Origin of the sequence: Flavihumibacter rivuli (genome assembly GCF_018595685.2) — a bacterium.
GTDB lineage: Bacteria > Bacteroidota > Bacteroidia > Chitinophagales > Chitinophagaceae > Flavihumibacter > Flavihumibacter rivuli.
In genome coordinates this window covers 3,335,645-3,355,197 of sequence record NZ_CP092334.1, presented here as the reverse complement: position 1 = coordinate 3,355,197, position 19,553 = coordinate 3,335,645, and the positions used below count along the sequence as shown (strand labels likewise).

At 47.8% G+C, this 19,553-nt stretch carries 19 protein-coding genes; 9 read left to right on the top strand and 10 right to left on the bottom strand.

Features of this window, described 5'->3' with window-relative positions; genetic code table 11:
- Positions 1-86 precede the first annotated feature (86 nt).
- The gene (locus KJS94_RS14295; protein WP_214448159.1) at positions 87-488 is read left to right on the top strand and encodes a hypothetical protein; all 402 of its coding nucleotides are present in this window, start codon (positions 87-89) and stop codon (positions 486-488) included.
- 30 nt (positions 489-518) lie between these two features.
- On the opposite strand, the gene KJS94_RS14290 is transcribed toward KJS94_RS14295, so the two are convergent.
- Together KJS94_RS14290 and KJS94_RS14285 are read right to left on the bottom strand one after the other, a co-directional pair.
- Positions 519-1,493: a SphA family protein gene (locus KJS94_RS14290; protein WP_214448158.1), complete on the bottom strand. Its 975-nt coding sequence runs from the start codon at positions 1,491-1,493 to the stop codon at positions 519-521.
- 38 nt (positions 1,494-1,531) lie between these two features.
- A complete protein-coding gene (locus KJS94_RS14285) occupies positions 1,532-3,100 on the bottom strand; it encodes an arylsulfatase (RefSeq protein WP_214448157.1) in 1,569 nt (522 codons plus the stop codon).
- 218 nt (positions 3,101-3,318) lie between these two features.
- Between KJS94_RS14285 and KJS94_RS14280 the strand changes: the two genes are divergently transcribed.
- Complete coding sequence (locus tag KJS94_RS14280; RefSeq protein WP_214448156.1) at positions 3,319-3,996, top strand: TetR/AcrR family transcriptional regulator; 678 nt, start codon at positions 3,319-3,321, stop codon at positions 3,994-3,996.
- Between the two features lie 107 nt (positions 3,997-4,103).
- On the opposite strand, the gene KJS94_RS14275 is transcribed toward KJS94_RS14280, so the two are convergent.
- On the bottom strand, positions 4,104-4,679 hold the full coding sequence (locus KJS94_RS14275) for an HD domain-containing protein (RefSeq protein ID WP_214448155.1): 576 nt from the start codon (positions 4,677-4,679) through the stop codon (positions 4,104-4,106).
- Between the two features lie 191 nt (positions 4,680-4,870).
- On the opposite strand from KJS94_RS14275, the gene KJS94_RS14270 reads away from it, so the two are divergent.
- From KJS94_RS14270 to KJS94_RS14240, 7 genes are all read left to right on the top strand, one after another.
- On the top strand, positions 4,871-5,383 hold the full coding sequence (locus KJS94_RS14270; protein WP_214448154.1) for a hypothetical protein: 513 nt from the start codon (positions 4,871-4,873) through the stop codon (positions 5,381-5,383).
- Between the two features lie 129 nt (positions 5,384-5,512).
- On the top strand, positions 5,513-6,073 hold the full coding sequence (locus tag KJS94_RS14265) for a carboxymuconolactone decarboxylase family protein (protein ID WP_214448153.1): 561 nt from the start codon (positions 5,513-5,515) through the stop codon (positions 6,071-6,073).
- Positions 6,074-6,097: 24 nt separating this feature from the next.
- Complete coding sequence (locus KJS94_RS14260) at positions 6,098-8,863, top strand: TonB-dependent receptor (protein WP_214448152.1); 2,766 nt, start codon at positions 6,098-6,100, stop codon at positions 8,861-8,863.
- A gap of 5 nt (positions 8,864-8,868) precedes the next feature.
- Positions 8,869-10,095, top strand: coding sequence for an MFS transporter (locus tag KJS94_RS14255; protein ID WP_214448151.1), 1,227 nt, complete (start codon positions 8,869-8,871; stop codon positions 10,093-10,095).
- 1 nt (position 10,096) lies between these two features.
- Positions 10,097-10,648 carry a carboxymuconolactone decarboxylase family protein gene (locus KJS94_RS14250; RefSeq protein WP_214448150.1) on the top strand — a complete coding sequence of 184 codons (552 nt, stop codon included), beginning with the start codon at positions 10,097-10,099 and terminating at the stop codon, positions 10,646-10,648.
- On the top strand, positions 10,645-11,217 hold the full coding sequence (locus KJS94_RS14245; RefSeq protein ID WP_214448149.1) for a carboxymuconolactone decarboxylase family protein: 573 nt from the start codon (positions 10,645-10,647) through the stop codon (positions 11,215-11,217). Before KJS94_RS14250 ends, KJS94_RS14245 begins: the two co-directional genes overlap by 4 nt.
- A 4-nt stretch (positions 11,218-11,221) precedes the next feature.
- Positions 11,222-12,400 (top strand): DUF3179 domain-containing (seleno)protein, encoded by a 1,179-nt coding sequence (locus KJS94_RS14240; protein ID WP_214448148.1) that lies wholly within the window; start codon positions 11,222-11,224, stop codon positions 12,398-12,400.
- 164 nt (positions 12,401-12,564) lie between these two features.
- Here the strand turns inward: KJS94_RS14240 and KJS94_RS14235 are convergent, their stop codons facing one another.
- The 7 genes from KJS94_RS14235 to KJS94_RS14205 form a co-directional block, all read right to left on the bottom strand.
- Positions 12,565-13,146: a hypothetical protein gene (locus tag KJS94_RS14235; RefSeq protein ID WP_214448147.1), complete on the bottom strand. Its 582-nt coding sequence runs from the start codon at positions 13,144-13,146 to the stop codon at positions 12,565-12,567.
- Positions 13,127-14,068, bottom strand: coding sequence for a hypothetical protein (locus tag KJS94_RS14230; protein ID WP_214448146.1), 942 nt, complete (start codon positions 14,066-14,068; stop codon positions 13,127-13,129). Before KJS94_RS14230 ends, KJS94_RS14235 begins: the two co-directional genes overlap by 20 nt.
- Positions 14,069-14,257: 189 nt before the next feature.
- Complete coding sequence (locus KJS94_RS14225) at positions 14,258-15,481, bottom strand: DcaP family trimeric outer membrane transporter (protein WP_214448145.1); 1,224 nt, start codon at positions 15,479-15,481, stop codon at positions 14,258-14,260.
- A gap of 32 nt (positions 15,482-15,513) precedes the next feature.
- Positions 15,514-16,335, bottom strand: a complete 822-nt coding sequence (locus KJS94_RS14220; protein WP_214448144.1) for a hypothetical protein — start codon at positions 16,333-16,335, stop codon at positions 15,514-15,516.
- Positions 16,332-17,084: a DUF3667 domain-containing protein gene (locus KJS94_RS14215; protein ID WP_214448143.1), complete on the bottom strand. Its 753-nt coding sequence runs from the start codon at positions 17,082-17,084 to the stop codon at positions 16,332-16,334. The genes KJS94_RS14220 and KJS94_RS14215 overlap by 4 nt, the downstream gene beginning before the upstream one ends.
- Before the next feature lie 32 nt (positions 17,085-17,116).
- Entirely contained in the window at positions 17,117-17,713 is a 597-nt protein-coding gene (locus tag KJS94_RS14210) for a hypothetical protein (protein ID WP_214448142.1), read from the bottom strand.
- A gap of 117 nt (positions 17,714-17,830) precedes the next feature.
- The gene (locus tag KJS94_RS14205) at positions 17,831-19,528 is read right to left on the bottom strand and encodes an arylsulfatase (RefSeq protein WP_214448141.1); all 1,698 of its coding nucleotides are present in this window, start codon (positions 19,526-19,528) and stop codon (positions 17,831-17,833) included.
- Positions 19,529-19,553 lie beyond the last annotated feature (25 nt).

Below are 19,553 nucleotides of genomic sequence, written 5' to 3'. Positions count from 1 at the left end.
ACCGTACAACATATATCTTTCCATTTCCTCTTTACTTTTCTCGATTGTTCTTAACCACTGGGTTATTAGTTTTCAGCAGCATAGCAATGGGGCAGGTAAATGGGGATAATAAGGAAAAGATCAAAGCCCTCGATAACCGTATCGAAAGCCGGCAGGCAGAAGTCGAAAAACTGAAGAAGGAAAAGGATGAACTGGATAAGAATTTCATCAAACAAAAAGAGGTGGCAACGCAGGCACAGCTATCAGCTGAATCATTGATGAGCAAGAATCTTTCTGCCGCAAAATCGCTCAAGGAGAACAGCCTGAGTAAAAAGAAAAGCAATGTAGCCTACAAAAATGCCAAAGCTTCCAGGAAAGCCAGCAAAACGGCACGTAAGGAAGCCAGCAAGGCCAATGCCATGGAGAAACGAGTAAAAAAAATGAACAAGCGGATCAGCAAATCAGAAAAAGACCTGTCAAAATTGAAGTCACGGAGAGAAAAACTATAATAACATAGTTCTATCCCCTGGCCGTGCATTTCAATATTTCAAGAACAGGAAATTCAATCCCACCTGGAAGGAAAATCCACCGAACCTATTGCGGGTGCCAAAATTTTGCAGTGCCCTGCCCAGTACACCGAACTTGCCCGGCTTGAACCAATAAGAACCATACAAGCCCAATCCATACATACGGTCATTACCGGCAACGGCCTTTTCGCCTTTGTCATCGCCCAACTGCCACATCCCACAACCCATCAAACCCAATTCATGGCCCTTGGTAAAGCTATAGGATACACCATAATCAAGGGTCAGGTGGGGTGCTTCCTTGAAGTCTACATCCTTTTGATTGGTATTGAATTCAAAGGTAGTGGCAGCCATCAAGGTATATTGTGGTTTGGGTTTGTAGCGGATAGCCCCGCGTAGGTTATGGGAGAGATAACCCAGACCCATGTTCTCTGCACTACCCGCCTCGTATTTACCGGTGGGCAACCATAGCCCATAGGAAACAGAAGTAGTGAGCTTGTTCTTTTCCCAGGTCAGCCATATGGGTTGTAGGTAACAATCACCCAAACCAAAGATATTGATATTGATATCCTCGTTGGCGGGAGGGGTAGGGCCTGTGTAAAAATCAAGGGCGATGTTGGCACTGGGACTATTGATGATCGGCAAGGCCATCATACCCCAACGGGCATTGAGGATCTTGCCTTTTCCAAAATAGAGGGCCATAGGGATTATCGAATGGGTCTTGACCTTTTGGCCAATGGTAACATACAGTGGCGGTTCCTGGCTTACTTCGATCACATCGGTCTTATTTCCGCTCTGGTTGAAATAATCCAAATTGGTATAACTGTAATAGAAGGACACTACCCATCCTGTGGCAGGTGGGATGAAATAATCATTGGGATTAAAGCTACCCCCTACAAAATGCCCCTGGGCATTTGCCCTTGCCAATGACAACAGCAGGGCCAGGGTGAGTAGCAGGCTTTGGCCGGAACAATATTTTCTAACAAACATGAAACCCGGTTTTAGGGTGGCAGATAGGTTCACCAGGATCATTTCAGGTCTCCAGGCTTCACAGTGAGGCTACCCCCTTTCTGCCGTGGTGGAAAATCGCTCAATGTTTTCAAATGCGCCCCAATGATGTCCTGGACCTGTCCGCCCCAGGCAATTCCCAAGCGCATCGCCACTTCCCTTGATTTCCAATCGGTATGTCGCTCGAAGGGGTCCATACGCAGGTTAACCAGTAAGGCACTTGGCTTGTTGTAATCAAAGAAGCCTTCCCGGGTTTGAATATGGGATTTCCAATGGCCGATCCGGATAGCTGTAAGGTCACTCTCATTGTAATAGATCTCAAACTGGCGTGCAGAGGGAGCATTGGAGGTCCAGTGGTTCAGGTTATTCACGCCATCAATATATACTTTGTGAGAAGCTTTCAGGTTCTCCTGAACATTGTTTACGCCAGCTGCTGCTGCCAATGTGGTAAACATATCGCAATGGTCCTGGATCCCATTCGACTTCTTACCGGCAGGGATCCTTGCAGGCCATCTCACCAGCATGGGTACCCGAACACCGCCTTCCCAGGTGGTGGCCTTTTCACCCCTGAATGGCGTGGTGCCACCATCGGGGAACCAATCGGCCATCGCACCATTATCGGTGGTAAAGACAACAATGGTGTTATTGGCAACACCCAGGTCTTCCAGCTTCTTCAATAACCTTCTTACCATATCATCCAATTCCATCAGTCCACTGCCATAGATATCGAACTCTGAAGAATACGGAGTAGCCAGGTTCTTGCTTTCGGGCTTGAGGTGGGTATAAATATGCATACGGGATGGATTGAACCAGGCAAAAAAGGGCTTGCCCTCTTTTGTACTTCTCTCCATAAAATCCATGGTCCGGGACAAGAACTCCTCATCAACCGTTTCCATTCGTTTAGGATCCAGCGGACCGGTATCCTTGATCTTTTGCTTTCCAACTTTACCGAATCGGGGATCTACTGTTGCATCATCCACATTGGTGGCAATGCAATCAAGGACACCCCTTGGTTTGTAGCGCTTATTGAATCCGGAATCCTTTGGCCACATCTCAAGCGATGGCTCTTCTTCTGTGTTAAGGTGGTAGAGGTTCCCGTAGAACTCATCAAACCCGTGTACAGTAGGCAAATGTTCGTTTCGATCACCCAAATGGTTCTTCCCGAATTGACCTGTTCTGTAGCCAAGCGGTTTCAGGAGTTCTGCCAGTGTCGGATCCTTTTCGCTTAGGCCAATGGGTGAACCGGCCATACCCACGGTGGTCAGACCGGTCCTGATAGGCAACTGGCCGGTAATGAACATAGCCCTGCCGGCTGTACAGGAAGGGGCTGCATAATGATCCGTGAACAGCATGCCCTCCTGCCCGATCCGGTCAATACTGGGCGTAGGCACCATCATGCCATTATTGTAAGCGCCAACATTCCAATAACCCACATCATCCGGCATGATGACCAGGATATTGGGTTTTTCACTGGCCGGTGCAGCAACCACTTTCGTTTTACCTGCTGCCGGCTTCTTAGCCGTTTTGGGATTCTGGGCGAAAATGGGGCAGACAGTCAACAAGGATGCCGCAAGAAGCACATTTTTCATACAATAAAAAGTAAGCATTGACAAATAAGAAGGGGCACAGGCCTTAGCAAAGTGGCTTAGAGACAATTGTCAGTCCTGCATCGCAACAATAACTATTACTAACTTTAGATCCTATGATTATGCGGCCTTTGGTTAGATTTGACGAATATGCCAGGAAGCTACCAGCAAGCATAACGAATTTATTTAATTTAAAATAACAAACAAAATATTTGTTTTTAATGGCAAAAACAAATAAAGGGATTGCCTCACGCAGTACTATCCTAACGGAAGCCCGGCATTTGTTGAATGAAAAGGGGCTCTCCATCACTGTTGATATGATCGCCTCGGAACTGGGGCTTACCAGGGGAAGGATCACCCATTTCTTCCCCACCAAGGATAGCCTTATGGTAGGGATCATGAGGGATTATGAACATGAGTTAAGTGAGCTGATCCACCAGTTCGACTGGGGGAAAGGGCCTGATTTTGCCAATTCGGTGGACATTATGGACAGGGTCCTCGACCTGCAATATGAATACCGCTGTGCCATTGCCTTTCTTGCCATTACCACCAAGAACCAACCTGAGTTGCACCAGCATATTGAAGGCTCCTATTATAACCGCATTGATGGCATCAGGATGCGCACCAGCTATATGGTGGAAAAAAAACTATTGCACCCGCAGATCCTGGAAAAAGAAAACTGGGAAGTGTATTGCTTCCAATATACCAACCTGCTTACCACCTGGGTGATCAGCCAGGAAATGTACCATAGCAAGAAGGCCTATAAAAAGATGAAGCCTGTCTATATCCTGGGAGCCATGAACCTTTATATCCCCTATCTTACCCGGGAAGGGAAAAAGGCCTATGATGCCGCCATGGTACCCTATGTCTCCTCAATTTCCGACTCAGAAAAAGCATAGGGATACATCCCTGCTTGATGAATTATTATATTACTAAACCATTTACGTCTTCGTGCCCCTTCGTGCCTTCGAGCCTTTGTGGCAAAAAAAGTATATACTTTTTATACTTAAAATACCCTCTTATGCAACAAAGCCAGCTCTTCTGCAATGGCCTGCAGCATGGGCTCATCCTTCCCCCTTTCATTGAAGATCCTGGTGATCTCCCCAAAATACCATGCCTGCTGCTCCTTGCTGGCACTGAACCGCTCCCAGATAACATCTCCCAAACGCGCATGGTCCGCCGCCATTGAACGCAGGTTATCCAGCTTATCCGCTGCCGGCACTTTCAACTCCAGCAAACTGGCATCATGCTCCAGGAAATTGATGGTCTCCTGCTTGCGTTCAGCCCAGCTGCCTTTCTTATCAATGGAACGCTTCTCCAGTTTGTCCAGTTCCGTTGCTGCCCTAACCAGTGATGCTACCCTCGTTCCAAAATGCAGTTCCACTTCTTCAATGGTAACCGGTGTATCCTCCACCACATCATGCAGCAAGCCGGCCGCCAGCACTTCATCATCACAATCGTGGTCAACGAGGATCTTACAAACATTCAACAGGTGGTACATATAAGGCACCCGCGTGCCTTTCCGCAACTGGTGCTGGTGATGCTCTGCTGCAAAGACAAGTGCCCGGGAAACGATACTCATGGTCAGGTATTATTTTGTTAGATTGAAAGAGGTCGAAATGCCCTACATAATTTAAGCAATATTTTATCATATTCTAGCCAATTACCGATCAAGCAAGGAATTTTCAATGGCCTTGTTTGTCCAATCACCTATTTTGAATTAGTTTCACCAAAACGCAACTGCTGAAAAAACTGTTCGCCTTATTCCTGCTGGTGGTATACCTCTTCAATCTTTTGGGGTATACCCTGCTCTTCGAATATATCGAGGAGCGGTCGGACAGGCAGTTGGTTCAAAAGCTCGATGAAAACCGGTACAGCGAAGACCAGCTGATCGAGATCAAAATACCCCTCTCCCTTCCTTATGGTACTGACTGGCCCGACTATCGACGGGAAGACGGGGAAGTGGAAATTGATGGCAAAATCTTTTCCTTCGTAAAGAAGAAGATCAGTAACGATACCGTTTACCTCAAATGCCTTCCAAATACAGCCAAGGACCAGTTAACACTGGCCAGGCACGACTATAACCGCAAAGCCAACGATCTTCCAACTGGCGAAGCTGGCGGTAGTTTGCTAAAAAAAGCTACCGGTCTATTCTCCTATTCCTTACAGTTGACTTCTTTTGACCTTACCACACCGGTAATCCTGGTCTGCAGGGAGTATGCCCTATTCTCGAATCATCCCTGCACAGCCAGCACTGATGAGATCTTACGTCCCCCTATTGCCTAAAATTCCCCTTGCGTAATTCACCCGTGGATCCCATTTCCAGGGGTACTATGCTATTATGACCATTCTGCATTAACCCGGTATAACCCCCGATGGGATTATACATCATTTCACATAACCATACCTATCAACATGCCTTACATTCCGGTTGAGCGCCATTTACCTGGCATCACTGGGCTGCTGGAATACCGCAAGGATTCGGCTGCCCCTATTCGTGAGTTGACCCAATTCCTCCTGCGCGGACCCAATAGTCTGACCGAAGCAGAAAGGGAACTCATCGCCACTATTGTTTCCCATGGTAACCAATGCAGGTTTTGCACCACTGCCCATACTGCAGCTGCCGACCTGCTGTTGGGGGAACAGGCTACCACAGCACAGGTCAAACAGGACATTAACGCCGCTCCCGTTTCCCCCAAAATGAAAACCCTGCTGACCATTGCCTCCATGGTAAGGGAAAGCGGTAAGGCGGTTACTGAAGAAGCCATCCAGCAGGCAAGGCAGGCTGGGGCAACTGACCTGGAGATCCACGACACAGTGCTGATCGCGGCACTGTTCTGCCTCTACAACCGCTATGTGGATGGACTGGCGACAGCCCTTCCTGAAGATGAAAACTATTATTCCACCCTGGCAGACCGACTGGTCAACCACGGCTATACCAGGCTGCCCCAAGGCTATGATCACCTCAAAAAGTAAACAACCAAAACTTAGCAAGCTATCATGAAAAGACTATTCACCTTATTCGCCTTCCTCATTACTGTTCAAGTACAGGCGCAGGTCTTCAACCTGTCCGGACAGATCACTACAGAACAAAACGAACCCATCAGCAATGCCAGCCTAACGGTGAAGGACAAACTACTGGGAACCGTTACAAATAACAAAGGCCAATTCAACCTTGCTATTACCAAACTCAAACCTCCCTTCACCCTGGTGGTAAGTTCAGTAGGATTTACAGAGATGGAAGTGCAGATCGACAGCACTACCACTACCATCAATATACAATTACAAGCCAAGCCGGCAGCACTGGGGGAAGTGGTAACCGCTGCCACCCGGATGCCGGAAAACATCCTGCGCTCACCCGTGACCATTGAAAAAATGACGCTTAAGTCCATTCGTGAAAATGCCTCCCTTACTTTCTACGATGGCCTTCAGCATCTCAAAGGAATGGAAGTGGTGACCAGCAGCCTCACCTACAAACAGGTCAATACCCGTGGATTCAATAGCACCGGTAACTCACGTTTCCTACAGCTGGTGGATGGGGTGGACAACCAGACACCAGGGCTGAACTTCGCAGTGGGCAACCTCTTCGGCAGTTCAGACCTTGACATGGAAAGTGTGGAATTGATCCCCGGCTCTGCCTCTGCCCTTTATGGACCGATGGCTTTTAATGGTGCCCTGCTCATGCATACAAAGGATCCCTTCAAATACCAGGGACTAAGTTTACAGGCCAAAGCCGGTGTTAACCATATTGGTGAGGACGCTGTTAAGCCGCATGGATTGTACGATGTGGGACTGCGATATGCCAAGGCATTCAATAACCGCTTTGCCTTCAAGCTTAATGCTTCTTACCTGAGCGGACTCGACTGGTACGCCACCAACTATACTGATATCAGTGCACAAACACCCCCGGACAAGCGCGGACCCAATAATCCCGGTCGCGATGCCCTGAACATCTATGGCGATGAAGTATCCAGGACCATTCCGGGCGTTGGCCTCGTATCGCGCACGGGCTATGAAGAAAAGGACCTGATGAACTACGATGTGTACAGCCTCAAACTTAATGGGGCACTGCATTACCGGATCACCAACAATCTTGAAGCAATCTACCAGTACAACTACGGCAGGGGTACTGCCAGCTATACCGGCAGCAGCAGGTTCGACCTGAATAATTTTGAACTGCAAACCCATCGCCTGGAGTTGAAAGGCAGCCAGTTCTTTATCCGCACCTACTCTGTTGTTGAAAACTCCAATGATTCCTACAATACCCGCTCGCTGGCGCAGTTCATCAACCGCACTTGGGTAAAAGACCTCAATGGCAATACCGTAAGCGCTGACAAGGCGGACAATATGTGGTTTACCCGTTTTGAGTCTGCCTTCAAAGGAAATATCAGTGGTGTTGCCGCAAACGATTATGCGGCAGCAAGGGGCTTTGCCGACCAGGGAAGGTTGTTGCCGGGTACAGCTGCATACGAGGCTGCAAAGGAAACTTCCATACATAACTATGGATTAAGCGGGGCAGGTGTCTTCTCCAACAGCAAGTTCTACAATACGGAAGGCCAATATGATTTTTCGAAAGCCATCAAGATCTTCGGCCTGCAGGCAGGTGCCAACTTCAGGTATTATGACATGTTCACCAACGGTAGCTTATTTGATGATAAGGACCAGGAGATCACCATCAAGGAATACGGCGCATTTATCCAGGCAAACAAATCATTGTTGAATGAGCGCCTGAAGCTTACCGCATCCCTTCGCTATGACAAGAATGAGAACTTTGATGGCTATTTCACGCCCAGGGTAGCCGCAGTTTATGAGGTGGCCAGGAACCATAATGTCAGGGCATCCTACCAGACCGGCTTCAGGAACCCAACCCCTGTTGACCAATTCATCCACCTGAATGTAGGTCCCATCACTATCCTGGGAGGCGCACCCAAGAACAGCAAGGACCTGAATGTTTACCAGAACTCCTTCACTGCTGCTTCAGTAGGCGCCTTCGGGGCGGCATTCGGACAGGCCATGGCCAATGGCAAACCCTATCCCGTTGCTGTCAATGAAAACAAGCACCTGCTGCAAAAGTCTGAGGTAGCCTACATCAAGCCCGAAAAACAGCAGGCGCTGGAACTGGGTTATAAAGGATTGTTCGGTAACCAACTATTGGTTGACATCAACTACAACTATAGCGTATACACGAACTTCATCCTTACCACAGTGGTATTGGAACCACAAAGTGACGTATATGATGAAAATGGGGACGTGAACTTTGATGCTGCCAATGACCTCTTAAGCGGTAAGGCCCATGCATACCAGTTGTATACCAATGCAGCCGATAAGGTATCAGCTCAAAGCTTGTCAGCAGGATTGACCTATACCACCAGGTCAGGTTACAGCCTGGGAGGAAACATTACCTGGGCGAAGTTCGATATCAGGGATGCCAATCCAAACAATGTACCTGCATTCAATACCCCTGAGTACAGCAGCAACCTGACCATTGGCAACAGCAACTTGTACCGGAATTTCGGCTTCAACCTGGCCTGGCATTGGCAGGACTCCTTTGACTGGTATGGCAGTTTCAATGGTATGCGTCCGGGCCGTATCGGAGCCTATTCGCTGGTGGACCTGCAGTTCAACAAAAAGCTTCCTAAGCATAACGCGATGTTGAAATTGGGATCCAGCAATCTCCTCAACAACAGGATCTACCAGGCCTACGGTTCACCTGCTATTGGTGCGATCTATTATGTGGCCATCACTTTTGAAGGACTCTTAAAATGATCACCATGAAATCTGGCCAAATTAGAATAACACATATTGGTTTGTTCATTACCTGCTTCCTGAGTAGTGTGGTAGGTGGAACGGTTTCGACCCTCATGTCAGTTTACCTGCCCGTTGCGATCAGGGAATTGCTGGGACCAGAAAATCTCGGGAACCTGGACCAGATAAGCGCTTACGTTAATGCCATCTTTATCCTCGGATGGGCCCTGGGTGGATTCACCTGGGGCCTGATCGGGGACAGGATCGGCAGGAAGAAAGCATTATTGCTGGCCATTGGCAGTTATGGCTTAGCTACTATTGCTACAGGTTCCATGCAGCTTTGGGAAGGACTGGTCATCTGTCGCTTTATCAGTGGCTTTGGGGTAGGCGGTACGCTTGTACTATCCTTCACCCTGCTGAGTGAAGTATGGCCCGCCAAAAGCAGGTCCATCTTTATTGGGATACTATCCATTGGTATTCCGACAGGTATTTTTTCTGCTGGACTCATCAACTACCTGGTTACTTCCTGGCGGCAAGGATTCCTGGTAGGTATCATACCCGTTGCCATTTCGCTGATCGCCTGGATTTGGTTGAAGATCCCCACCGTACCAATCGAAACCACTACATCAAAGGAAACAGAGGCAACAGCTTTTTCGGGTGTCCATGGTCGTAACCTGATCAAGGGCTCTGTCATCTTCGGCTCCATGCTGATTGGATTATGGGCTATTTTCTCCTGGTTGCCAACCTGGATACAGAGCATTAGTCCCGGCCATGATGCCCACCAGGAAAGGGGCATGAGCATGATGTTGCTTGGCTTTGGTGGCCTAACCGGTGGATTCCTCAGTGGATGGATAGCCAATGCATTAGGATTGAGGCGCTGCATGCTACTCTGTTTCACCGCCTGTACAGCGCTTACCCTTATCCTTCTCCTGACCAATAGCCAGGTTCGGCCTGTGCTTTACCTTGAAATAGGCGTGTTGGCATTCTTCTTTGGCATCAGCCAGGGAGTGCTTTCCGCCTATATCCCACAATTGTTCCCCTCTGTCATCAGGGGAACCGCTACAGGATTCTGCTTCAATATTGGAAGGATCCTGACGGCCATTGGGGTCATGTTTGTTGGCCTCCTGGTATCCAGTCTGGGTGGTTATGGCAATACCCTCACCCTATTCACATTGAGTTTTGTCATCGGGGCAATGGCCCTGTTACTTGACAGGTCGCAAACCGAATCCTATTCACTACTTAAAACAAAATAACATGCCACATATAGCACTTCCCGAAAATGTCCCCGGTATCAGGAGCCTTGTCCTCTACCGGCCTGAAACAGGGCAACACTTGTATGATCTCGCCCAGGTACTGCTCAGGGGAGAATCACCCTTGTCCGAAGCAGACCGCGAACTGATCGCCACTTATGTTTCCCATCTCAATCAATGTTACTTCTGCCAAAACAGTCATGCTGCAGCGGCACGTTGCCTCTATGGCCCATCAGCACAACTGGTGGATGAGGTACTAACAGACCTGCAGGCAGCGGGAGTAAGCGAAAAACTGAAAGCATTGTTGCAGATCGCCGGCAAGGTGCAGGTGCTGGGCAAGGAGGTGAAGGAAGATGATATCGCCAAGGCCAGGGCTCTGGGAGCCAATGACCGCGAGATCCATGATACTGTACTGATCGCAGCCACCTTCTGTATGTTCAACCGGTATGTGGATGGGCTGGCCACCCTAACCCCAACAGACCCGGAAGCCTATCGCGCGATGGGTGAACGGATGACCAGCATTGGCTATGTATTACCACAAAAAGCACAACCATGACCACCACAACTACTTCAAAAGCCTATATTGACCTGGGAAATGACCTTCCCGGTATCAGGGGACTGATGGCCTTTCGCCCTGAAACTGCCCAACACCTGAATGCATTGGCGGAGGTATTGCTCCGTGATGATGACAATACCCTAAGCAGGGGTGAGCGGGAACTGATCGCCACCTATGTTTCCTCGCTGAATGATTGTTTCTTCTGCCAGAACGTTCATGGCGCATTGGCTGGACATTACCTGGGATGGTCAATGGCCGAAATTGATGCAGTCAAGGCGAACAGGGAATACCCTGAACTGACTGAAAAAATGAAAGCCTTACTGTCCATCGCTGGTAGTGTGCAAATAAGTGGCAAAGCAGTGACCGAAGCACAGGTGATCACAGCAAAAGAACAAGGAGCTACTGATCGGGAGATCCATGACACGGTACTGATCGCAGCGGCATTCTGTATGTTCAACCGCTATGTTGATGGACTGGGCACCTGGGCACCACAAGACCGGCAGGTCTATATTGAAAGGGCGCCAAGACGTGCAGCTGAAGGATATGTAAACACAGACTTAAATAAATAATCGAATGAAAGCCGTTACACTAATCATTGGACTGATCCTGCTCATCCTGCTCGAGGTCCTGAGGGTATATTTCATCATGCCCTTTCCCGGTAGCCAGTCGGCCAACACCATCGGCATTGCTTATTGGTTACATAACAATATCCTTTGGTTAAGACTGATAGGCTGGGCGATCATCGCCTACCCGCTATTTTATTTCCTTCGCCAACCCTCCTCCTGGAAGCGCTATGCATTACTGCTTGGGCTGGTTCTATATGCAGTAGTAGGCTATCTCTTCAACTTCAGGTTCCTGGCCGATAAAATGTTCTACCAACCGAAGCAGAAGATGTTTGCTACAGGTGACAAGAACAGTATCAAAGGAGAGAAGCTGGTAATAGGTGTAAGCATCAATGGGGAAGCCAAAGCCTATCCCATCCAGTTGATCGGCTATCACCACCAGGTTAGGGATACAGTTGGCGGGATCCCTGTAATGGTAACTTATTGTACTGTTTGCCGCACGGGACGTGTATTCAGTCCGGACGTAAAGGGCAAAACCGAAGACTTCAGGTTGGTAGGGATGGATCATTTCAATGCCATGTTCGAAGATGCAAGTACCAAGAGTTGGTGGCAGCAGGCAACTGGAATGGCCATCGCCGGACCATTAAAGGGAACTTCGTTAAAGGAGATCCCATCACAGCAGGTCCGTCTAGACAGGTGGCTGGAAGCCTACCCGACTTCGCTGGTCATGCAACCTGATGATAACTTTAAGGAAGACTATGCACATCTTGACAAATACGATAAGGGGCAGGGAAAGAGCGACCTGACGCGCAGGGATACATCATCCTGGCAATTCAAATCATGGGTGGTTGGTATCTCTACCCCTTCAGCTGCAAAAGCATATGACTGGAACCGTTTGATAAGGGAGAAGGTGGTGAACGACTCCCTTCCTGGCCTGGCAACAGTACTGCTGATGGAAACGGATTCAGCCTCCTTTCATGCATGGGACAGAAAAATAGACAGCCTCTATCTTCGGTTCCAACCGGCCGGCACCAACCAGATGAGTGATACCCAAACAGGCTCTGTCTGGAATGCCGATGGAAAATGTGTTGATGGTTTCTTGAAGGGAAAACAGTTAGCGCGGATCCAGGCCTACCAGGAATTCTGGCATTCCTGGCAAACATTTCATCCCCACTCAGGGAAGTACTGAAGAATACCTTAGTCAAGCGGCTTGTGGCTATCGTCCATAAGCCGCTTTTCTATCTGTATGACCTATTGGTTCCATCTTCCATAAAATCCAGCATGGTAAACTTGTAAGCTGCTATTGAACAGCCTTTTGACCCTCGTTGGGATGCTATCCTGGCTGCCTAACTACTACCTGAATTTATTCCCAATTGTGAAGTAAACATCTTCTTCGATCCTTACCAGGTCCCCTTTCTTTATCCTCTTCTTGAATTCCTCTGAGAGTATGGCCTTGGGAAGGAAGACCAGGATGAAGTATTTGTTCTCGACAAAAACATTTCCCGAACTGGCAGACCGGAAGGACAAATAGGTAACCGTTTCCTTTCTTCCATTCTCATAAAAGCTTGCCTTCGATATCCAGAGGCATTTCAATTCCAGTAACTGGCGGGAAAACTTTCTTATCAGTGCAGTATCATAGCCAAACCTTGCAATACTTGAGATGAGTTGTGCCTCACTCCTTTCGGTATCATAGATATACCTGATGGTGTCGGTATTCACTTCCATCAGGTAATACCGGAATGACTTATCGGTAAACCCTGCTGAAAAAGCCTGTTGGTCATACAACAGGTCATAAGCCGACTTGAGGTCATGCAGGGCCTCTTTGTTGGCAAAATAGTATTGGTCAGACTTTCGCTTGGAGGCAGAAGCGCATGACAATGCCAGGCAAACATATGCCAGGAACCAGCAGTAGGTATTAAAGTTTTTCCTCCTCATTATATTTGGTAATGGTAGTGATCCCAAAAATCAATCGCTTCAATCTTTTCCTGGTGATAAACTGTTCGGTTTTCAAGCCATAATCCCAGTACTTAAAGTCCAGGACATCATTGATCTTATTAAGGTCGTACAATACAATGAAATGGGTGGGGGCCCTTAACTTCAGCACATTGTGCTTATGGGGGTATAGGTATTTGCTGTTGACAAACAACATCACCACACCTTCCTGCAACTGTTGTTTGAGGTAGGCATAATAATCATCCTTCCAGGGACGGATAAAATCTGAGCCGGTCAATTCAAGCTTTCTTTGCGTGAACACCTTCACCATCTTGTTGAACTTGGCCAGGTTGGTGCCTGCCCATATCTTATTCTCATCTCCCGGCTGGTAATGGTGGTCTACAATATTCATGTAACCTTTAAAGGCATCAGCCAGCGATAAGAACCACATTTGGTTGGCATGCAGCATGTCTAGTTCACCCTTGCGCCTGAGGGTACCGGCAGCATTCCGCACTGCTTCAGATGGCTTAATGGATTTCCGGTTGACCACCAGCGCCCCCTCCCGGTACAAGGTATATATGGATTGCACATATACATCCGGCTGGTACTTTAACAGCAGGTGGGTAAGGGCAGCATAGCCGCAAAAATTGGTTTGTTGTCCCTGGTTGATGGATTCCGGGTGTTCAATATTCTTCCTGATGTTGGAAAAGAAGAGATCCGGGCTAAGGTTAGGCCAAAGGAGAGAAGGACTGGTAGTATCCAGGCCCTTTAGGATGCTGAGGGCTTTTCTTTGCTTTCCGGTCAATAAGCTATTGACTCCTGCATCTTCTATCAGGCTCTGTTGTGCCATTACCATCTGGCAATATCCCGGTATGAATGCCAGGAATAGGAACAGGTATGATTTGGCCCGGGAAAATGTCAGCATTGTTGTTTTTCAATCATCCTTATTGATCCACCATCCGGGATCACCAGGATATATTAAAAATAAACAATCTATACTATACTTTGATAAGGCTACATGTTCCGAAAGAACTCAGGCATAGTAAAGGCCAGGTCTTGTTGGAGAAAGGATCAAAGCAAAGGAAACCGGAATAATGGTAGTTGGTTAACCAGTTTAAAAGATGAGCCTCATCAAGGCCATGACCCGGAATGCCCTGCCCTTTGTATTGTCATAGTTCTCCCTTGAACCAAAAAGGAATTCGCCACCAGCAGTAAAATATTTATTGATGGCATAAATGGCATTGGCTGACAAGTAATTGCTCTTCTTGAAAAAATCTTCTACGCCTTCCGGCTTTTCCTGGTGGAGGTAACTCATTACATAGGTAGAGGACCACCGCTTTTTGAATACAAAACTGAAGGATACATAACCACCATAATACATCAGGCTTTTCAGGGTAACGCTATCTGAAGGCAATGCTTCAAAGCCCAGGCCGCCAAAATCATTGACAGCACCTTGCGTACCGTTACCAAGGATGACAAAAACATTCACTACCTTTTTCCTGATCCCTTTCAGTATAGCCTTAGGCTGGTCCGGGATATTAAGGGTCAGGGAACTGGTCACCCCCCAGGCCCTGATCCTTTTCTTGAAACTATAGTCCTTATCGGTATACACAATGGGTTTATAGATCACTGAACTGATCCATTTACCTTGCTTAAAATTCATGGCAGGCTTAACCACCACTTCGGGAAATGCCGCTTTTACACTCTGGGCGCTATCCAATGGCGTATAATCAGCCCGCGGCTCCTCTGCTGCCAACAGCAGGCTGAACTTCTTGGTGTATTGCCGTTTCCATCTTACCTGGGCCACCCTTGATGCCGGCATTGAATTGGGCCCTTCCAGGTCAAGGGTATTCGGGGAATTAGATACATCGCCAAAATTGGTCCAGGATTGACCAATCAGGAATTCACCATAGGTCAGGTAAGCATGTCTCAGCCTGAAATTCGAATTGGCACCTTTTGCACTGGAAAAAAAATCTGCTTCAATAAATGCAGTAGTGTTCTTTCCAGCTGTCGGGAACTTGAAGGCAAACCCCATCCGGCTCTGGTTGGCGGAGAAATGGACCCTGTTGAACTTAATGTCGGTCTGACCAGTAGTTGGGATTTCTGAAGTAATAAAAAGATCACTGCTCAGCACATTGTTATAATCAAAATAGAATGCTGGCTGGACAAACCCCGATATCTTGAGTTCCGCAAACTCGGTCCGGATGGTCGGCTTATTGGAAGGCTGGTACATGGTATCCAGCATACTGTTACGTTTGAGGGAGTCGAACTCAGTTTGCCCAAATACCTGGACAAATCCTGAAAGGCAAAACACCAATGCCAGACCTAACTTCTTCATATAATGAAAATACTCAACTTGACTGAATGCATTCATAGAAAAACTTCACCTTCTTCGTCTTCATCATCGTTCTTAGCCGAACCCACCATTTTAGACCCATTACTTTCCACCGCTAGCCGCAAATCAATCAATTCAAAATCCATCAGTTTGATAGAATCGGGACCACCCATCCTGAAAGGGTCCTCCAATTGTACCTGGACATTGAAGAGGGAGATTAGTAAGATGGCCTTAAATGCAGTCATAGCGAATAGATACCAAAGGGGAACCTGGAAACCTTGTTGATCGAGTACTGAAGCGGGGTAAAAGATCACAAAACTATAGATGGCGATGAGGGCAATGGTCCGGATACCTAAAGGGGTATGGTGCCGCTTGGTCGCCACAAGGAAATTGGTGCATTCCCTTGCCCGGAACAGCGATAACATCAATTTCTGGGACAGGGCACCTTTCAACACCTTTCGGTTCTCCGTAATAAAACTGGCAATCTGGTCTGTCCCCTCACTTACCCTTTTGATATCCTGGTGTTGCCCCGTCAGGAAAGCATGTAATGCTGACGATGCCTTGTAAAGAAGTTCATTGGCCAACTGTTTCCCGCTTGGATCCAGCTTGCTGTTGGAGAAGCAATAGTAGAAGGAGCGCAAGGAAGCTTCCATTGCAGAAAGATATTGGATGGCCCGCTCCCGGCGCTTGAACGCCTCCTTGATGGTTAGGGTCAGGGGGAAGACCACCAACAACCCCAGTACAAGGAAATCAAGGTGGATGCTGAGTTGCCACTGCAAGGCTGCCAATGAACTGGCCAGGGCCAGGAAAAGGATCAGCAGGCTATGCCAATTGAATATGCCCAGGTACGCTCTCATGAGTGTAAGTTGGTTGAAACAGCGAATAATGGCCGGATAATAAAATGTCCTATGGCGATTACTGCCGCCAGGTAAAGCAATACTGCCAGGATGATGCGCAGGAGATACATACCACTATTCAAGTTGAAGAATTGAACCCTTGACCATACCAGATAGACCATGACCAATCCGATTATCCCCATGCTGATGGCCATATGGGCAGTACTTTGTTTTGCCATAACCATTACAGGAATAGACAATAACTGTATGGCGGAAACACCGCAGAAAATGAAGGTGTTGGCAACAAACATTTCCGGGAAAGTATAGTCCTGCCTGCGAAAGAATAAGCTGTCACCCAAACTGCATACCGTTACAAATACCAGCATCCTTAAGGCAAAATACTTATGGGCAATGGTCGAATGTTCCTGTTCGAGTTGGTCCAGCCGGATGGAAGCAAAAATGGTTGGTAAGTGAAAATGGACAAAAAGAATAGTGGTCAATCCACCCAGCAGCACCAGCATGAGAAAGGGGCTGAAATGGGGTTTTCTTCTCCCTTCCAGGTATTCCCTGATGGTATGACCCGGTCTCGTGGCAAGTTCCTTTAGCGTGAAGAAGAAGCCACTGTCAATATGGAAAAGGGCATGGGGGAGATGGTGAAGCACCTCCGTCCAGGTGATCCGGTAGGTGTCGGCTTTCTGGCCACATTGGTTGCAGAAATTCGAGTCAAAATGATGGCCACAGTTCTTACATTGTATGCTCCCCTTATCCATGATATTCGTTTAAGCTAGTCCCCGCTATTTTTCTATTGACTGGAAGGCTCAGGATGTTTTTTACGGCTGGAGATCTTGCTGACAGCGATCCCAAATAACCAACTGTCATAGGTCTTGAACTTGTTGTCATACTGCAGGCAAATGCTTAGTTCAAATTGCTTTGGCAGCTCCCAACCATAATCGATACCTATCTTCCACAATCCAAGGCTTTCACTTTTTTCCAACTCAACACCAATACCTGAAATGATGGTAAGATGCCTGCCCGGCTTAAAGAGACCTACCAGCGTGGAAGCTACCGGGTAGCTTCTTTCGATGATCGTCTTGTCTTCTTCCTTTTCTACCTTATACTGTTGCAGGATCAGCTCATTGTGCAGGCCTATGGCCCATTTTTCATTGAACCATGCATCATAATCAAACCCCCATGCAGGCACCACCGTAAACTTATTCTGGCCTTCTATGCCATCCATATTGGGAATATGGGCATTGGCCATCATGATGGTAAACCGGTGATGGTGGAATAAGCCGGCTTTCTCTTGTTCTTTTGTTTGCTGTGCTTCAACCTCTGCGGAAGCCTTAACCAGCAAGAACAGGACTGCTGCACGCCTTAGGGATTTGATGACTTCTTGCATTATCATAAATTTATTCTTCTACCCACCACGGGCATTCATCTGTAATTTCCCTATCCCTTATGAAGTATACTGTGGCTCTATTCGAAACCCTGTCTGGGTAATTCTGAACAGTCCCCACTACTCATCATCCAATCCATAGCTCTTGCGATAAAGTGAATCAAAATGCCCCTTGTGGTCGAACACCTCATTCTCCTTTGCATATTTTCCCCATGCCTCGATCAATTCTTGCTTAACAGTAGGGAACTGGATGGAGAGGTCAGTCGTTTCACCCGGATCCTTTGACAGGTCATACAACTCCCATTGGCCTGAACCGAATGGTTTGGGCAACCGCATCAGTTTCCAGTTGCCCCTGATATAAGCTTTCATTTCGAATAATTCCCAGCCCATACCATCAGAACTGTGGATGGTGGCAGAATCCCCTTTCAATACAGGCAGCATTGACTTGCCGATCAACTGGTGGATCTTCCTGCCCCTATATTCCGCGGGATAGGTTGTGCCCGTCAATTCAAGAATAGTAGGCATGATATCGGTAACATGGAGCATCCCATGGTTCCATTGTCCGTTGGATTTGGCCTGTCCGGGCATTTTAACCAATAAAGGAGCTTTGATGCCGCCCTCGCCGACAAATCCCTTGAAAAGGCGGTAGGGAGCTGCTGAAGCTTGCGCCCATCCCGGCCCCATTTCTATATATGATCCTTTTAGGCCACGGTTATCGAGTTGATTATTGAAGCTGTCCAGGTACTTATGGTCTTCATTTCCTGGGTAAGCGGTTGCCATGGCGCCATTGGGGCCATTATCGGATAAGAACAGGATCATGGTATTCTCATAAAGCCCTTCCTTCTTCAGGTAATCGATCACCCTTCCAATGCTCATATCCATGTACTCGAGCATAGCCGCATACACTTCCATATCACGGGCATAATCCTGCTGTTCCTTCTTGCTAAGGCTTTTCCATGTAGGAATAGAGGGGTTCTTCACGAACTTATTGATCCCCTGATCCACTAAACCTAATGCCTTCAGGTTGCTGAGGCGCATGGTCCAGAGGGAATCCCATCCCATGTCAAACTTTCCCTTGTACTTATCGATATACTCCTTTGGAGCATGCAGTGGATCATGCACAGCAGTATAGGAAAGGTAGCCGAAGAAAGGTTTGCCATCCTCCTTGTGCATATTGATGAAGCGGATCATGGAATCGGTGTAGTTACGGGTGGAATAAAAGTCTTGCGGTGGCTCAACTACTACACCATTGCGGGTATATTCCATGTGCTGCGGAGGGGCCAATGCCTTCCTGTCATTAAAATGGCTGCCACCGCCGGTTCCCAGGATAAAGGATTCCTCAAATCCCCTGTCGTGCGGATCCTTGCCCGGTCCTTCACCCAGGTGCCATTTACCGGTCATATAGGTATGGTAACCATTCCCGGCCAATAGTTCTGGTATCGTAGCTACCTGCTGGCTCAATTCTGCAGCATAGCCCGGGAGGTTCAACTCATGCAAGGCAGGGTAATCCAATTCACCCATAATGCCCAGGCCGGCCACATGGTTATCGTTTCCTGTCAATAGCGCTGACCTTGTTGGGGAACAGGTGGGCAGCACATGGAAGTTGGAGAACTTCATTCCCTCCTTTGCCAGTCCATCTATTACGGGGGTTGAGATATTTCCCCCATAACAACCGATGTCGCTGAAGCCCATATCATCTGCCAGGATGATCAGTACATTGGGCCTGGCTGTGGATTCCTGTTTGGTGGATGGCTGGTTATTACAGGAAGAAAAGATGGCCATCAAACCAAAAGCCATCAGGGGAAAGGCTGGTTTCATTGTAATGCTTTTATCTGGTTAATAC

Excerpts from the sequence above, each read along its gene's own strand:
- KJS94_RS14210 (WP_214448142.1), bottom strand. The coding sequence starts at position 17,713 with ATGCAAGAAGTCATCAAATCCCTAAGGCGTGCAGCAGTCCTGTTCTTG.
- KJS94_RS14215 (WP_214448143.1), bottom strand. The coding sequence starts at position 17,084 with ATGGATAAGGGGAGCATACAATGTAAGAACTGTGGCCATCATTTTGAC.
- KJS94_RS14290 (WP_214448158.1), bottom strand. The coding sequence starts at position 1,493 with ATGTTTGTTAGAAAATATTGTTCCGGCCAAAGCCTGCTACTCACCCTG.
- KJS94_RS14240 (WP_214448148.1), top strand. The coding sequence starts at position 11,222 with ATGAAAGCCGTTACACTAATCATTGGACTGATCCTGCTCATCCTGCTC.
- KJS94_RS14225 (WP_214448145.1), bottom strand. The coding sequence starts at position 15,481 with ATGAAGAAGTTAGGTCTGGCATTGGTGTTTTGCCTTTCAGGATTTGTC.
- KJS94_RS14260 (WP_214448152.1), top strand. The coding sequence starts at position 6,098 with ATGAAAAGACTATTCACCTTATTCGCCTTCCTCATTACTGTTCAAGTA.
- KJS94_RS14235 (WP_214448147.1), bottom strand. The coding sequence starts at position 13,146 with ATGAGGAGGAAAAACTTTAATACCTACTGCTGGTTCCTGGCATATGTT.
- KJS94_RS14255 (WP_214448151.1), top strand. The coding sequence starts at position 8,869 with ATGAAATCTGGCCAAATTAGAATAACACATATTGGTTTGTTCATTACC.
- KJS94_RS14230 (WP_214448146.1), bottom strand. The coding sequence starts at position 14,068 with ATGCTGACATTTTCCCGGGCCAAATCATACCTGTTCCTATTCCTGGCA.
- KJS94_RS14250 (WP_214448150.1), top strand. The coding sequence starts at position 10,097 with ATGCCACATATAGCACTTCCCGAAAATGTCCCCGGTATCAGGAGCCTT.
- KJS94_RS14280 (WP_214448156.1), top strand. The coding sequence starts at position 3,319 with ATGGCAAAAACAAATAAAGGGATTGCCTCACGCAGTACTATCCTAACG.
- KJS94_RS14275 (WP_214448155.1), bottom strand. The coding sequence starts at position 4,679 with ATGAGTATCGTTTCCCGGGCACTTGTCTTTGCAGCAGAGCATCACCAG.
- KJS94_RS14205 (WP_214448141.1), bottom strand. The coding sequence starts at position 19,528 with ATGAAACCAGCCTTTCCCCTGATGGCTTTTGGTTTGATGGCCATCTTT.
- KJS94_RS14220 (WP_214448144.1), bottom strand. The coding sequence starts at position 16,335 with ATGAGAGCGTACCTGGGCATATTCAATTGGCATAGCCTGCTGATCCTT.
- KJS94_RS14265 (WP_214448153.1), top strand. The coding sequence starts at position 5,513 with ATGCCTTACATTCCGGTTGAGCGCCATTTACCTGGCATCACTGGGCTG.
- KJS94_RS14295 (WP_214448159.1), top strand. The coding sequence starts at position 87 with ATGGGGCAGGTAAATGGGGATAATAAGGAAAAGATCAAAGCCCTCGAT.
- KJS94_RS14245 (WP_214448149.1), top strand. The coding sequence starts at position 10,645 with ATGACCACCACAACTACTTCAAAAGCCTATATTGACCTGGGAAATGAC.
- KJS94_RS14285 (WP_214448157.1), bottom strand. The coding sequence starts at position 3,100 with ATGAAAAATGTGCTTCTTGCGGCATCCTTGTTGACTGTCTGCCCCATT.